At 44.6% G+C, this 14,499-nt stretch carries 11 protein-coding genes; 10 read left to right on the top strand and 1 reads right to left on the bottom strand.

Features of this window, described 5'->3' with window-relative positions:
* The first annotated feature begins 51 nt into the window (after positions 1-51).
* Positions 52-243 (top strand): hypothetical protein, encoded by a 192-nt coding sequence (locus M9196_RS04420; protein WP_250616325.1) that lies wholly within the window; start codon positions 52-54, stop codon positions 241-243.
* Between the two features lie 116 nt (positions 244-359).
* Here the strand turns inward: M9196_RS04420 and M9196_RS04415 are convergent, their stop codons facing one another.
* Positions 360-497, bottom strand: a complete 138-nt coding sequence (locus M9196_RS04415) for a hypothetical protein (RefSeq protein ID WP_250616324.1) — start codon at positions 495-497, stop codon at positions 360-362.
* Positions 498-785: 288 nt separating this feature from the next.
* Between M9196_RS04415 and pepT the strand changes: the two genes are divergently transcribed.
* From pepT to yqfB, 9 genes are all read left to right on the top strand, one after another.
* Entirely contained in the window at positions 786-2,015 is a 1,230-nt protein-coding gene (gene pepT / locus M9196_RS04410) for a peptidase T (RefSeq protein WP_250616323.1), read from the top strand.
* A gap of 27 nt (positions 2,016-2,042) precedes the next feature.
* Positions 2,043-2,885 (top strand): mechanosensitive ion channel family protein, encoded by an 843-nt coding sequence (locus tag M9196_RS04405; protein WP_250616322.1) that lies wholly within the window; start codon positions 2,043-2,045, stop codon positions 2,883-2,885.
* Between the two features lie 135 nt (positions 2,886-3,020).
* Positions 3,021-4,154, top strand: coding sequence for an efflux RND transporter periplasmic adaptor subunit (locus M9196_RS04400; protein ID WP_250616321.1), 1,134 nt, complete (start codon positions 3,021-3,023; stop codon positions 4,152-4,154).
* The gene (locus tag M9196_RS04395) at positions 4,155-7,307 is read left to right on the top strand and encodes an efflux RND transporter permease subunit (protein WP_250616320.1); all 3,153 of its coding nucleotides are present in this window, start codon (positions 4,155-4,157) and stop codon (positions 7,305-7,307) included.
* Between the two features lie 364 nt (positions 7,308-7,671).
* A complete protein-coding gene (locus M9196_RS04390) occupies positions 7,672-8,376 on the top strand; it encodes a response regulator (RefSeq protein ID WP_250616319.1) in 705 nt (234 codons plus the stop codon).
* A gap of 12 nt (positions 8,377-8,388) precedes the next feature.
* Positions 8,389-9,732 carry an ATP-binding protein gene (locus M9196_RS04385; RefSeq protein WP_250616318.1) on the top strand — a complete coding sequence of 448 codons (1,344 nt, stop codon included), beginning with the start codon at positions 8,389-8,391 and terminating at the stop codon, positions 9,730-9,732.
* 175 nt (positions 9,733-9,907) lie between these two features.
* The gene (locus tag M9196_RS04380) at positions 9,908-11,050 is read left to right on the top strand and encodes an exonuclease SbcCD subunit D (RefSeq protein ID WP_250616538.1); all 1,143 of its coding nucleotides are present in this window, start codon (positions 9,908-9,910) and stop codon (positions 11,048-11,050) included.
* A 5-nt stretch (positions 11,051-11,055) separates the two neighbouring features.
* Entirely contained in the window at positions 11,056-14,100 is a 3,045-nt protein-coding gene (locus tag M9196_RS04375; RefSeq protein WP_250616317.1) for an SbcC/MukB-like Walker B domain-containing protein, read from the top strand.
* Between the two features lie 68 nt (positions 14,101-14,168).
* Entirely contained in the window at positions 14,169-14,465 is a 297-nt protein-coding gene (yqfB, locus tag M9196_RS04370; RefSeq protein ID WP_250616537.1) for a N(4)-acetylcytidine aminohydrolase, read from the top strand.
* Positions 14,466-14,499: the final 34 nt, after the last annotated feature.

Genomic DNA, 14,499 nt, shown 5'->3' with positions numbered 1-14,499 from the left:
TTATTATTGCCCCAACAACGACGAAAAATGAATTTGTAAAGAGAGGCAATCATGGCACAAGCAATGAATATCGAAACCATCGCTCTAGCACCCTCTATGGATAAGAAAGCCTACGCGGTTAACTTCAAAGGATTGATTACTCACCTGCTAGATATTATGTTCGGTAAAGGCGAAGTAGAGAATACTTACTACGCAAATGAACTATCTGGTCATATGCAGCGCGATATTGGTCTTAACCGATAAACCGCAAGCTAAATGATTACTAAAAATGGGCATCAACGCGAGTTGATGCCCATTTTTTATGAGTGGTAGCGCGCTTTATTTTCTAGAGTGAAGCACCCACGAAGCTCACGTTGGGGTTAGTCAGCTAAGCCGCCTTCACGTTGCCTCTGCTCTACGAGCTCGCGTCTTTTTTTCTCTGCTTCAAACTGCTCATCCGTTACACGGGGATTTTGCCCAACATACTTAGAAGAAAACATGAAATAGATATCGTTCATCGTCTTGTCACTCTCTTTCAAAATTAAACACGCGCTCCAGCCCCACAAGTTGATAATCGTGTTGCCTACGGTGATAAGGTGGCATCTCGTGCCACTATGCGGATTATTTTAGTCAGCTTAGTAACCAGAGGCATCAACCCAGACTCAGTTTTTTGAGGCGTAGGTGATAGGGAGGATGTTAAGTGAACTCATTTCTATTGAAGTAATATAATCTGATTTATCTCAACATCTCGATGACTCCAATCCGTATTATGGTTCCCGATTACATATAATAGTTAGGTGAAATACATGGCAAGTCTTACGGATCGGTTTCTTCAATATGTCACATTTGACACGCAATCAGACTCATCTAAAGGTTGTTGCCCAAGTACACCAGGGCAAACGCATTTCGTAGAGTATTTAAAACAGGAACTGATTGATTTAGGTCTATCGAATGTCAGCCTCGATGATAACGGTTACCTAATGGCGACGTTACCATCAAACATAGAAGGTGAGATTCCAGCGATTGGTTTTGTTGCCCACATGGATACGGCACCTGATGCCTCTGGTCGTAATGTTAAACCGCAGCTGCTTGAAAACTATATTGGCGGCGATATTGCACTAGGGAAAGGGGATGAAGTGTTATCACCCATTCAATATCCAGATCTGCATGATTTACATGGGCATGACATTATTACCACCGATGGCACAACGTTGCTCGGTGCCGACAATAAAGCCGGCATTGCAGAAATCATTACCGCAGTAGAATATTTGATGGCGAATCCTGATATTCCACATGGCGACATTCAGGTTGGGTTTACCCCAGACGAAGAAATAGGACGTGGTGCGAATCTTTTTAATGTTGAAAAATTCGCAGCGGACTGGGCGTACACGGTTGATGGCGGTCCTGTAGGAGAGTTAGAGTATGAGAACTTTAACGCAGCAGCAGCGACAGTGGAGTTTACAGGCGTCAGTGTTCACCCTGGAACCGCTAAAGGGAAATTGGTTAACGCCATGACGTTGGCATCACGATTCCATGCGCAGATGCCAAGCGATGAAACGCCTGAAGCAACCCAAGGCTATGAAGGGTTTTATCATTTAGGTTCTGCAGACATGTCCGTCGCGAAATCGACATTGCATTACATTGTTCGTGATTTCGAAAGTGAAGGCCTAGCAAGACGAAAAGCGTTTCTTCAGGATAAGGTGGCGTCGTTTGACTTAGGCAGTAAACGCGCGAAAGTGAGCTTACAACTGGTTGATAACTACTCGAATATGCGTGAAATGGTGGCGCCTCACCCACATATTATTGAGCTTGCTGAAAAAGCGATGATCGCTTGTGACGTGCAACCAAATATCAAACCAATACGCGGTGGGACAGATGGTGCTCGACTATCCTTCATGGGACTACCGTGTCCAAATATTTTTACTGGCGGTTACAATTTTCATGGTATTCATGAGTTTATTACCGTTCAAGGCATGGAATTAGCAGTAAAAGTGATAGTGCAAATTGCGAAAGAGACCGCAATTCGGTATCGTTGAGGCAAACGATAATTGATGTAGGCTCTCATGGAAGACATAGAAAAAGTCATAGCGTATTTATACGAAAATAAACTCCTGCTAAGTGCTTTAATTCTCTTCTTTATACTCATTGTCCGTCGGATTACGCTAGGCGCAATCCGCGGCGATGTTGCATTTATCTCTGAAGACCAACGTAAGTGGATGTCTCGTACCAAAAACTGGTCATTTGCACTTATTGTCTTGATTCTATTTCTTGTGTGGAAATCGGAAATCAGTGAGTTCGCATTGTCGGTAACGGCGATTGCGGTTGCGATAGTGGTCGCGTCCAAAGAAATTATTTTGTGTTTTACTGGCTCTATTCAACGAGCAAGCTCACGCTCGTTTCGAATTGGTGATTGGATAGAAGTGGGTAAGACCAGTGGGGAAGTGATCGAACACAACCTTATGGCGACGGTCGTTCAGGAAATCGACCTGTATCATGGTCATTACCACTTTACTGGCAAAACCATCACGCTGCCTAATAGCATGTTCTTCACGTACGCGGTGAAAAACCTGAATTTTATGAAGCGCTACGTCTATCATCATTTTTCTATTGTTGTGCCGGGCTTTGACAATCTCTTTCCACTTGTGCCTGACCTAATCGTTCAAATAGAAAATCACAGCGAAAGCTTTATTGATGTCGCCCGTCGTTACAACGGTGTGATTGAAAAACACGCAGGTGTAGACTTGCCTGGATCTGAACCTCATGTCTATCTCTCTAGTGGTGCTACTGGCGAGCAAATCGTTAATGTGATGATATTTTGTCCGACTGAGTTGGCTACGCATTTAGAGCAAGAAATTCGCGCTGATTTTATGCTGATATATTCCATTGCATTCCCGAAAGAAAAATAGGAAACGCATTTAAAAACACACTGTTATATTTTGAAACACTTTCATTGAACATGCTGATGATTCTCGGACATTGACATGACTTTTCGTTGGATACTGTGGCTTGCCTGTTCCAACTTAAATATAATTGGTGTTTCAATGCCTAAAAAAATACTTGTTCTAAGTTTAATCACAACTGCGTTACTTACGGGTTGTGGTGATAATAACGCTAATCAATCTTCTGCGCCGTTACCTCTTGTACAAACACAAGAGGTCAGTGTCGTTCAGCATCAGCAAAGTAAGTCTTATATCGGTCGTATGGATGCGGTAGAGGATACTGCTATTACTGCGCAGGTTTCTGGCTATTTAAAAGCAAGACACTTTTATGAAGGACAAATCGTAGAAAAAGGTCAACTGCTGTACTCCATTGAGCCTTCATCGTTTGAAGCTCAAGTCGCGAGTGCTAATGCACAGATTTCAGAAGCAGAAGCTACCCTCAAAAAAGCACAACTAGATTTCGCTCGAGGTCAAAACCTAGTTAAAGCCAATAACATATCTCAAGCTGAGTTTGACGCATTGACTGCGGCACTTATGAGTGCACGCGCGCAACTTTCAGCGGGTCAAGCTCAGCTAAAAGTTGCTGAGGTAAATCTCTCTTATACAGAAGTTCGCGCACCGTTTACTGGTCGAATTGCTGATAGCAAGGTCAGTACCGGTGACCTATTATCGCCTTCTTCTGGGGTCCTAACGACACTCGTTAGCATGGATCCTATTTATGCTTCATTTAGCATTAGTGAGCGAGAGCGTTTAGTTTTGGGGATGGACTCAATAGAAGGTGATGGAACCGATGAATCAAACGGCGTAGCGGTCAATGTTATCCTTGAAAATGGACAGTTATTTGATCATCAAGGAAGGCTAGATTTTCTAGGTAACCGAATTGATCTTAACACGGGGACGTTGGCAATGCGTGCGGTTGTTGATAACCCTAGTCAACGTTTGCTTCCAGGGCAACACGTTCGCGTTGAGCTAATGGAAAAACAACCCGTTGATGTAGTAACAGTGCCAAGACGTGCGGTTCAAACTGATCTCGAAGGCGACTTTGTGATGGTGATTATGGAAGGTGATGTTGCCGAACGCCGCAACGTGGCACTAGGGCCTCAGATAGAGAGTGGCATCATCATCAAAGCGGGTTTAAACACGAACGATGTTGTGATCACGCAGGGCCTACAACGTGTAAGGAATGGAGTTCCTGTACGAGTTGAGCAACCGGAATCAACCGAACAAGGTGCCTAAATGTTAAGTCGTTTCTTTATTCAAAGACCGAAGTTCGCTTTGGTCATTTCTATTATATTAACGCTAGCAGGCGCCATTTCCTTAACGGTCTTGCCTGTGGCGGAATACCCTAAAATTACCCCTCCTTCGGTAAGTGTGACGGCGTACTATACTGGCGCAAGTGCTGAAGTTGTTGAAGAAGCCATTGCCGATCCGATAGAAACCTCGGTGAATGGTGTAGAAGACATGATTTATATGTCTTCAAAAAGTGCCAATGATGGGTCTTACTCGCTCAATGTAACTTTTGATATCGGTACTGACCCCGACATGGCGCAAGTCAATGTCCAGAACCGTGTGTCTCAAATTGAATCTAAACTGCCTCAAGAAGTGCGTATGGTTGGCGTGACGGTGAAGAAGCGTTCACCTGACTTGCTAATGGTACTCAACTTTTATTCTCCTGATGGCACCTACGACGACAAATTCCTAATTAACTACGTTAACCTGAATATCAAAGATCAGCTTGCGCGTGTTAAGGGCATCAGTGAAGTGGGCGTTATAGGGGGCGGCGAGTATTCAATGCGTGTCTGGTTAGATCCGGACAAGCTCGCCAACTTAAAAATGACCACATCGGACGTCTACTCGGCGCTTGCTGAACAAAACGTGCAGGTTGCGGCTGGGCGGGTGGGGGCAGCCCCTTATGCAGATCCCCAAGAAGTACAATTCAACTTGGTGACCAAAGGGCGCTTAGAAAGTGTCAGTGAGTTCGAAAATGTCGTGTTACGCGCCAATATTGATGGCTCAACGGTATACCTAAAAGATGTGGCTCGTGTCGAATTAGGGAAAAAGTTCTACGATGGCTCCGGTGAGTTTAGAGGGCAAGATGCGTCCATCGTGACGTTGTCACTGCAGTCGGATGCTAACGCTTTGGAAAGTGGCAAAGCTGTGATGGCGATGTTGGACAACTTAAGTGTCAACTTCCCAGATGGTATGGCGTACGAAACCAGTTATGACACAACAATTTTTGTTGCTGAGTCGATTAAAGGGGTAGTAAAAACCCTTATTGAAGCGATTCTTTTGGTCATAGCCGTTACCTACTTGTTCTTAGGCAGTGCCCGTGCAACATTGATACCTGTTGTGGCTATACCTGTGTCATTGATTGGTACTTTCGCCATCATGAACATGACGGGTTTTACCATTAACACGGTAACCTTATTTGGGTTGATCTTGGCAATTGGTATCGTAGTAGATGATGCGATTCTCGTTATTGAAAACGTGGATACCATCATGAAACGCGATCCAACGTTATCACCTCGTAAAGCGACCTTAATGGCGATGAAAGAGGTAACCGGTCCAATCATTACCTCGACGCTGGTACTTTTGGCGGTGTTTATTCCGGTAACCTTGTTACCTGGTATCACAGGAATAATGTACCGACAGTTCGCGTTGACCATTTGTATCTCGGTAATTATTTCCTCTATTAATGCATTAACCTTGTCGCCAGCACTGTGTTCTTTGGTGTTGAAACAAGGTGGAGGCAATACGGCTCGTTGGTTCCAAACCTTTAATAAAGGCTTAGAGCGCATTACGTTAAAGTATGGGCAAATAGCGGGTTTTCTAGTTAAGAAAGCATTATTGCTCATCGCGTTCTTTGTCGTCGCGTTAACGGCGGTAACCTTCTTCGCGAAATCGACATCAACGGCGTTTGTACCGCAAGAAGATAAAGGCATTTTGCTGGTTAACGTGCAGTTACCCGATTCCGCTTCATTGTCTCGAACTACAGAAACCACAAGCAACTTGATGGCCCTCGTTGAGCAAGAGCCAGGCATTGATGGTGTGACGGTCGCCAACGGTTATGCGTTCATGACTGGCGCTGCAGCATCTAATGGAGCGTCGATGTTCATCAAGTTGAAAGACTGGAGTGAACGTAATAGTTTTGATGGCGATCATTCGGCTAATGCTATTGCCGCGCGTATCAACGGCATGGCAGCTCAGGAAATTCCAGGTGCGGTCGTCTTTGCTATGGGGCCACCTGCGGTTCCAGGAATGGGTGCAGCATCGGGATTTGAATTTGTCCTAGAAGACACATTAGGACGTAGTCGCACCGATTTGGCGAATGTCATGCAAGAGGTCATTCAGGAAGCGAATCAGCAACCTGAAATTGCCTATACGTTTAGTACGTTCCGTGCCAATGTTCCTCATTACTACGTGGATATTGACCGAGAAAAAGCACAGCAACTTGGTATTCCTTTATCATCAATATTCCAAACCTTACAGGGCAACTTAGGGTCACTTTATGTGAATGACTTTACGATGTTTGGTAAGAACTTCCGTGTAACGATGCAGGCGGATGCGGAATATCGTAGTGGTATGGATGACTTGCAGCTGTTCCATGTTCGCTCCGCAAGCGGTGATATGATACCGCTAAGCACACTGGTGAATTACGAACAGGTGTTTGAACCCGATGTGGCATGGCGATACAACATGTATCGAAGCGCGGTGATACAAGGGCAGCCTGCGCCGGGCTATTCGAGTGGCGATGCGTTGGCAGCAATGGAGCGCGTAGCAGCAAACGTGTTGCCAATGGGCTACCAATATGAATGGACAGGGATGGCCTATCAAGAGATCTTAGCAGGCAATCAGGCTATTTTTGCCTTTGCATTAGCGCTGATCTTCATTTACTTGTTTATGGTGGCGCAGTACGAAAGTTGGACCATTCCACTTGCGATAATTTTAGTCGTGCCCGTTGCAACGCTCGGCTCGTTCCTTGCGTTGAATTTGACGGGAACGCCACTGAACTTGTATGCCCAGATAGGTTTGGTTTTATTAATCGCGCTCGCCGCCAAAAACGCCATTCTTATCGTTGAATTTGCTAAAAATGAGCGTGAAGATAAAGATAGGCCGATTGACGATGCCGCTGTACGTGGTGGGATATTACGCTTCCGGGCGGTAAACATGACGTCATGGTCATTTATCTTAGGTATTATACCTTTGGTATTTGCATCTGGAGCAGGGCACGTGAGTCAAAACTCGCTCGGTATTTCCCTTGTAGGCGGACTGCTGTGTGTGCTACTTGCCGGTACATTGCTTATTCCAGGCTTCTATGCCTTGATTCAGCATCGTCGTGAAAAAGCTAAAGGGGGGAGCACCAAGTTAATCCCGCTTGATGACGAGTAGTCGATTCAAAAACCGATAATGTCGTCATTCGTAAAGCACCTCATGGGTTTCCTATGGGGTGCTTTTTTGTATGAATTTGTCAGTATTGGCATGACGATGACTTACATTAAATGCGTGACACAACCTTCTCCAATGACTATTCATGAGACAGAGGCTAAAAACTCTCTGAAGCAGTATCAAACTATTTACGAGTATGTTAGTAAATGCTGAGAATGAACCGATTAATTTACGAATATATGTAGTTTTGATGGTGATGTAATACAATATAGGTGTGATTGAGTAAATATGTAAAACTCTGTATGGTATCGCCCGATTGTATAGATTGTATAGATTGTATAGATTGTATAGATTTTATGGATGAGTGATGGATAGTCAAAAGCTGCTAATTGTTGAAGACGATGTCAAATTGAATAAGATGCTCGCCGAATACTTTGAAACTCAAGGTTTTCAAGTTCAATCGGTGTTAGATGGTGCAAAAGCCGAAAAAGCTATTCATGAATTTGGCCCCGATCTTATCGTGTTAGATTTAATGCTTCCTGGGCAAGATGGCCTATCGATTTGTCGCTCAGTACGAGACAGTTACTTCGGAAAAATTCTCATGTTAACCGCCAGTGATGATGATTTTGATCATGTCGCGGCTTTGGAAACTGGAGCAAACGACTTTGTAACCAAACCAGTGAAACCAAGGGTTTTGCTTGCTAGGATCCGTAACTTGTTACGTAAGTCTTCAGACGAACAGGTCACCAAGACAGGACACTCACTGAAGTATGGGCAATTGGTCATTAGCCAATTAAGCCGAAACTGTAAATTTCAAAATGTCGATGTGCCCCTTACTGATAGCGAATTTGATCTACTGTGGTTGCTTGCATCGTCCCCAGGCGAAACCTTATCGCGTGACTTCCTAACGAAAAAACTGCGTGGCATTGATTATGATGGTATCGATCGTACGATCGACAACCGTATTGTGACGTTACGCAAAAAGCTCTTTGACGATGCGACTAATCCTAAAGGGATTATCACCGTACGTGGCAAAGGCTATTTGTTTGTTTCTGATGGTTGGTCAGTTTAGGGTCATCAGAGTATGTGGCGAATATTTATAGAATCTCTTATCGGGCTTATTTTATTATTTGGGGCGAGTATTGTCGGTTATGAGTATTTAATATACGGCAAATCTGACCCAGATCTTGTTGATGCAAACTTAAAAGTTGAAGCTTTTAGAGACGTGATGAACCATGTCGCAATCAATGAAAGTGATGAGCGCGCGAAAGATTTATTGCAAATGTTCGCGACCAAAACACACCGCTTGCTTGATTCGATGCCGGAAACTGAGCTTCCCGATGAGATCGCGCAATACTTTCATGAGCAACCCGGTACACCCTATTTACTCGACGATAACGATCAGCTTTGGCTCAAGTTTGACACCAATAATAATTATATCAAAATGTATGACGACCCTGATTCAGAATTACTTCAAGCTATAGAGTTTGGTGATCAGGTGGTTTGGTTGTTTTTCCTTGCAAGTTTTGTTGCGTTTAGCTCGGGCTTTATCTGGTTTCTGAGCCGGCGTTTACGCGTGTTGGAAAAAACGGCGGTTGAGTTTGCAAGTGGCAATTTTGACGCTCGCGCGTCAGAAAGGCACTGGATAAAGTTAGGGAAACTCAACCGAAAATTCAATAAAATGGCGGACGAAATCGCTAACCTAATGGTCAATAACAAGGCGTTGACCAATGCGGTGGCTCATGAATTAAGAACGCCCATTTTCCGTATCCAGTGGCAATGTGAGGTGTTACTTGATCAAGTTTCCTCACCTGAACTTAAGGACCAATTGCAGAGTATCATTGAAGACACCGAGGACATGGAAACACTTGTTGACGAGTTATTGTACTACGCTCGTGTAGAACGCCCCGACGCCGTGGTTCATCTGGAGAATATTGATGTAGCGGCGTGGTTACAACAGCATGAAAGCAAATGGAAAAAGGACCTAGGCGTCGATTTCTCTATTTATGTCGACCCCTCGATTAATATCGATAGTGCACTTAATAAAGCGAACCACCCTGATAACTATGTACCGCATATGTCAAATGTGGATCCATTTCTTCTGTGTAGAATGGTCGTTAACTTATTGAGTAATGCCAAACGCTATGCCAATGAAAAAATTGTTGTAAAGGTACAAAGTAACGAAGAACACTTAGTGATTCAGGTCCACGATGATGGATGTGGCGTTCCGCAAGAGCATTGGGCCTCCTTATTTGAGCCTTTCTATCGTGTTGATAAAGCCCGTGATCGCACATCTGGTGGTTATGGGTTGGGGTTAGCAATTGTGAAACACATTATGCTTCGTCACAGTGGTAAAGTGAGTGTGTGTAATAGCGAACTAGGTGGTGCATGTTTTTGTCTCATCTTCCCGCATAAACCTGCTGATTAAAGGCGAATTCTCGCCGTTTAGTTCTCTTTCAAGTCGTGGATGTCGATGTAGATACCGAGTTTGGTTGTCTCTCGTCGTCCGCAAATTCTTCATTCAGAATCTATCGCTTCCAACTGTTGATTAACGTTATATACTAGCCTAGCTAACGTATTAACAGGGTAACGAATTGAACCGTATGAAATTTATCCATACCTCAGACTGGCATTTAGGCAGGCAGTTTCACAACGTCTCATTATTAGACGATCAGCGCGTCATATTGCAGCAAATTGAGCGCTATTTAATAAGCCATCACGTTGATGCGCTTGTTATTGCTGGTGACATTTATGATCGCTCAGTGCCTCCGACTAGTGCGATAGAGGTTTTGGATGATTTCTTAACCAAAGTAATTCAAGACATTGGCGTGCCAGTGATCATGATTTCTGGAAATCATGATGGCGCTAAGCGCCTTGGGTTTGGTGCCCGTCAGCTCGACCGATCTGGGCTTCATATCATCAGCAGTCTCGAGCAGATGACAACACCAATTGTTATTTCGACCACTGGTAACCCTGACGTGCACTTTTACGGCATGCCGTATAGTGACCCTGAGCATGTCCGTCATTTTTATAATGTCACGGTCAGCAATCATGATGATGCTCATCGCATCATGGCGCAACAACTCAGCGAAGTGATGGACTCATCAAAGCACAATGTTCTCATTAGCCATTGTTTTATTGACGGAGCTGAACCTTCAGAATCAGAAAGAACCCTGTCGATAGGTGGTGCTGATCGGGTGAGCTTTCGTCATTTTAGCCATTTTAATTACGTAGCATTGGGTCATCTACATCAGGCGCAAAAGAGAGGGGCTGAGCATATTCGCTATTCAGGCTCTATCATGAAGTACTCCTTTTCAGAGCAGTACCACAATAAGAGCATGACATTGGTTGAGCTTGATGAGGATGGCAATGTTGCCACGACTATGATCCCACTGACTGCGCCACATAACATGCGTATTTTGGAAGGGACGTTGTCTGAGTTACTTGAGTCTGGGCAATATGATGAGCACAACGAAGACTACCTGTTAGTACGACTAATGGATAAGCACGCCATCCTAGACCCTATGGCGAAATTACGCGACGTCTACCCTAATGTGTTGCACCTTGAAAAGCCGGGCATGTTGGTTGGTGTGGATAGAGAAATGACACAGGCTAGGTTGGCGCACTCTGAACTCGACATGTTCAAAGATTTCTTCCACGACGTTCAAGGAGAAGTGTTAACCGATGAGCAAGAATCAATGGTCGCTGACATCGTTGGCGCATTGTCCAAATGTAATAAGGAGTAGCAACGTTGAAACCGATTAAATTAACACTCTCCGCATTTGGACCCTTTGCCAAGACCGAAGTGGTCGATTTTTCTCTGCTGGGCACTTCGCCGTTGTTTTTGATTAATGGACCAACAGGTGCGGGAAAAAGCTCGATTTTAGATGCAATTTGCTATGCACTTTACGGCGAAACAACAGGCAGTGAGCGAACGGGCGATCAAATGCGCTGTGACTACGCCGAAGCGACATTATTGACGTCAGTGGTGTTTGAGTTTGAGTTGTCTGGACACGTTTACTGTATCGAGCGTAGCCCTGATCAAGAAGTGCCTAAGCAGCGAGGCGAGGGGACGACAAAGCGCACTCATTCAGCGGTACTCACGAAGCTTAGCGATCAAAGTTTGATCGCGAATAAGCCTAAGCCGGTGGCAACGGCGATTCAAGAGTTAGTTGGCTTGGATGTGAAACAATTTCGTCAAGTGATGGTGTTGCCCCAAGGTAAGTTTAGAGAATTGCTTACGGCAAGTTCGAAAGAGCGAGAGCAGATTTTTGGCCAACTATTTCAGACGCATATATACAGCAGTATCGAGCGAACGCTTTTCGATAAAGCGGCAAGTATTCGCAAAGCAAAGGATGAGTTCGATAACCAAATTAAAGGTGCGTTAGAAGTTGCAGGTTTGGATTCTGAACAGCAGTTACTCGATCAAGAGCAGGCACAAACCCCACAGCTGAATGAGCTTAAAATTCAGTTGACCCGTGTCGAGGTGGAATTAGCTGACAAGCGAAAACAGTATGACTTGGCGACGACGCAGGATCGCAAGTTTAAAGAACGAGACGACGTTCAACGTGCAATGAATGAGCATGAACAAAATAAAATGGGCGATGTGCTCAATAAACAAAAGCTGGCAGCTTATCAGTCGGCGACCAAATTACGTGCAGCGTTTGAACAAAAAAGTAAGCTAGTTAAAGACAACAATGAGCTTGAGTTGCGCTTAGACGTAGGTGCAAAGAAAATTGCACAAGCCAATGAGCTGAGTATTTTAGCTCAGAAAGCACTAGAAGAGACGCAGCAAAAACACCTGGCGAGTAAGGTGTTAGATGAAGAGCTATATCAGCTCAAAGGCTACATGGTAAATGTTCAGCAGCTTGAACAGCAGCGTATTGAGCAAGATAAGACAGCAAATGCGTTAGTGACATTCACCGATGACACTAACGCAAGTAAGTTACAGCTGCAAAGCTTAATCAACGGCTATGAGCAAGCTAAAGAGCATCAGATACAATCTGAAAAATCGGTAGCGACCTTAAACGAAAAGCGTTTATCTCTAGCCGCATTACAAAGTAAGCGGCAATCGATAGGACAACTTAATCAACTCGTTCAGCAAGTATCTCAGATGGCTCCCCAGCATCGCGCGATACAAGCTCAGATACGCGAAGTAACCGTCGATCACAAAGCTTCAGAACAGCAACGTATTCAGGCAGAAATAGATTGGCACTCAGGTCAAGCCTATTTGCTGTCCAAGACGCTTGAAAGCGGGAAGGCGTGTCCGGTATGTGGTAGCGAAACGCACCCAAACCGAGCTGAGCCTAACGGAAATGAAGTGACGGTTGATATGGTTGACGGCTACCGTCAGCAAGAACAAGCTCTAAAGCAACGACTGGATGCATTGGTCATTGAATGTAACCGTATCAACAATGAACTGTCGCAGTTGCAACAGCGTCAGCAAGATATGCTCTCCGAGCTTGCTATTGATTCGTCGGCGGTAGATACGGTGAGTCAGCAACTGACACAAGACATTGGTACGTTAGAATCGGACATCGCACAATTAAGTCAGATTAACCTTGAGGCGATCAGTGCTCAAGTGGCGACAGCTCATAAACGGGTTACTGATACGCAACTACAGGTTGAGCAAAAAATTCAGCAATTAGAACAGCTAGCAACGACGTTAGGTGGGCTGAAAGCCGTGACAGAAAAATTAGAGTCACAAAACGCCTCACCCTATAAAACCATAGCGGAACTATCAGGTAGGCAGCGGGTCGTGGAAACGGAGCGACTCCAATTGGATAAGAGGTTGGAGTCGGCTCGTGAAAAAGCGAAAGAAACGACCGATTTACTGACACGTTATACGGCACACTTTGAAACGCTAACGTTGCAAAGTGCGCAGCTTCAACAAGAGCGCAAGGTGAGTGAAGCACAATGGCAAGTGAGCTTGAAAGACAGCGAATTTGAGCGCGAACAGTCATTTTTAGATGCTTTACTGGTTGAGTCGGTTGTGGAAACGCTAGAGAACGACATTCGTACTTACGAGCGACGCAGCACTCAGTTGTCCGAGCGTTTTAAAATACTGTCGGATGAGCTTCACGGCCACCCAAGACCTACTATTGAGGCGTTTACTGACGCGGTAAAACAGGCAGAAGCGGGGTATCATCAGGCGTTGCAACAAGTACAGAACACTCAATCTGTGCTTGATAATATATTGAAAGTAAAGCGTATTTTAGTAGCGCTACACGCACAAAACGATGCGCTTGAGCAAGAATATAAAGTGGTTGGGACACTGAGTGACGTAGCGAATGGCCGCACTGGCAGTAAAGTAAGTTTACACCGTTTTGTGCTCGGAGTATTACTTGATGATGTCCTGATTCAAGCATCGCAACGCTTAAGGTTGATGAGTAAAGGTCGTTATGACTTGAAGCGGAAAGAAGTACGCAGTAAAGGCAATGCTGGCTCAGGGCTAGATTTGATCGTTGAAGATGCGTATACGGGTAAATGGCGTGACGTTGCAACGCTATCAGGTGGTGAATCCTTCATGGCTGCGCTGTCATTGGCATTAGGTTTATCGGATGTCGTGCAATCCTACAGTGGTGGCATACGCTTAGATACGTTATTTATTGATGAAGGCTTTGGGAGCTTGGACCCAGAATCGTTAGATTTAGCAATTCAAACCTTGATTGAGCTGCAGCAGTCTGGGCGTACCATTGGGATCATTTCGCATGTTTCTGAGTTAAAAGAACAAATGCCGCTTCGCCTTGATGTTCACGCATCAAGGGTGGGTAGCACAGTGAGTTTAGTTAATTAGAGCGACGAGGTTCGTCGATTAAGATCCCTAACTGGATCCATTGAATAGGTAAAGCTATGTTAACAGCAATGACATTTTTTGAGCGCTTTGAAACCGATATTTTAGCGGGCACCAAAACCATCACCATAAGAGACGCGTCTGAAAAAGATTATGAAATTGGTGCGGTAGTACCTGTTTCGACATTTGAGGATGGACGTCAATTTTGTAATCTCGAAGTACTTTCCGTTAATTCGATAAGTTTTGATGATATTTCTGAGCTCCACGCAGAACAAGAGAATATGACGTTGGCACAACTGAAGCGTGTCATCGCCGATATTTATCCGGGAGAGATGCAATTGTATGTCATTGAGTTCAAATTGGCTTAGTCTATTCAAGCCGGCTTAATGGATAGCCACTTTT

Origin of the sequence: Vibrio methylphosphonaticus (assembly GCF_023634655.1) — a bacterium.
GTDB classification, from domain to species: Bacteria; Pseudomonadota; Gammaproteobacteria; order Enterobacterales; family Vibrionaceae; genus Vibrio; species Vibrio methylphosphonaticus.
This window is presented reverse-complemented; position numbering and strand designations above follow the sequence as displayed.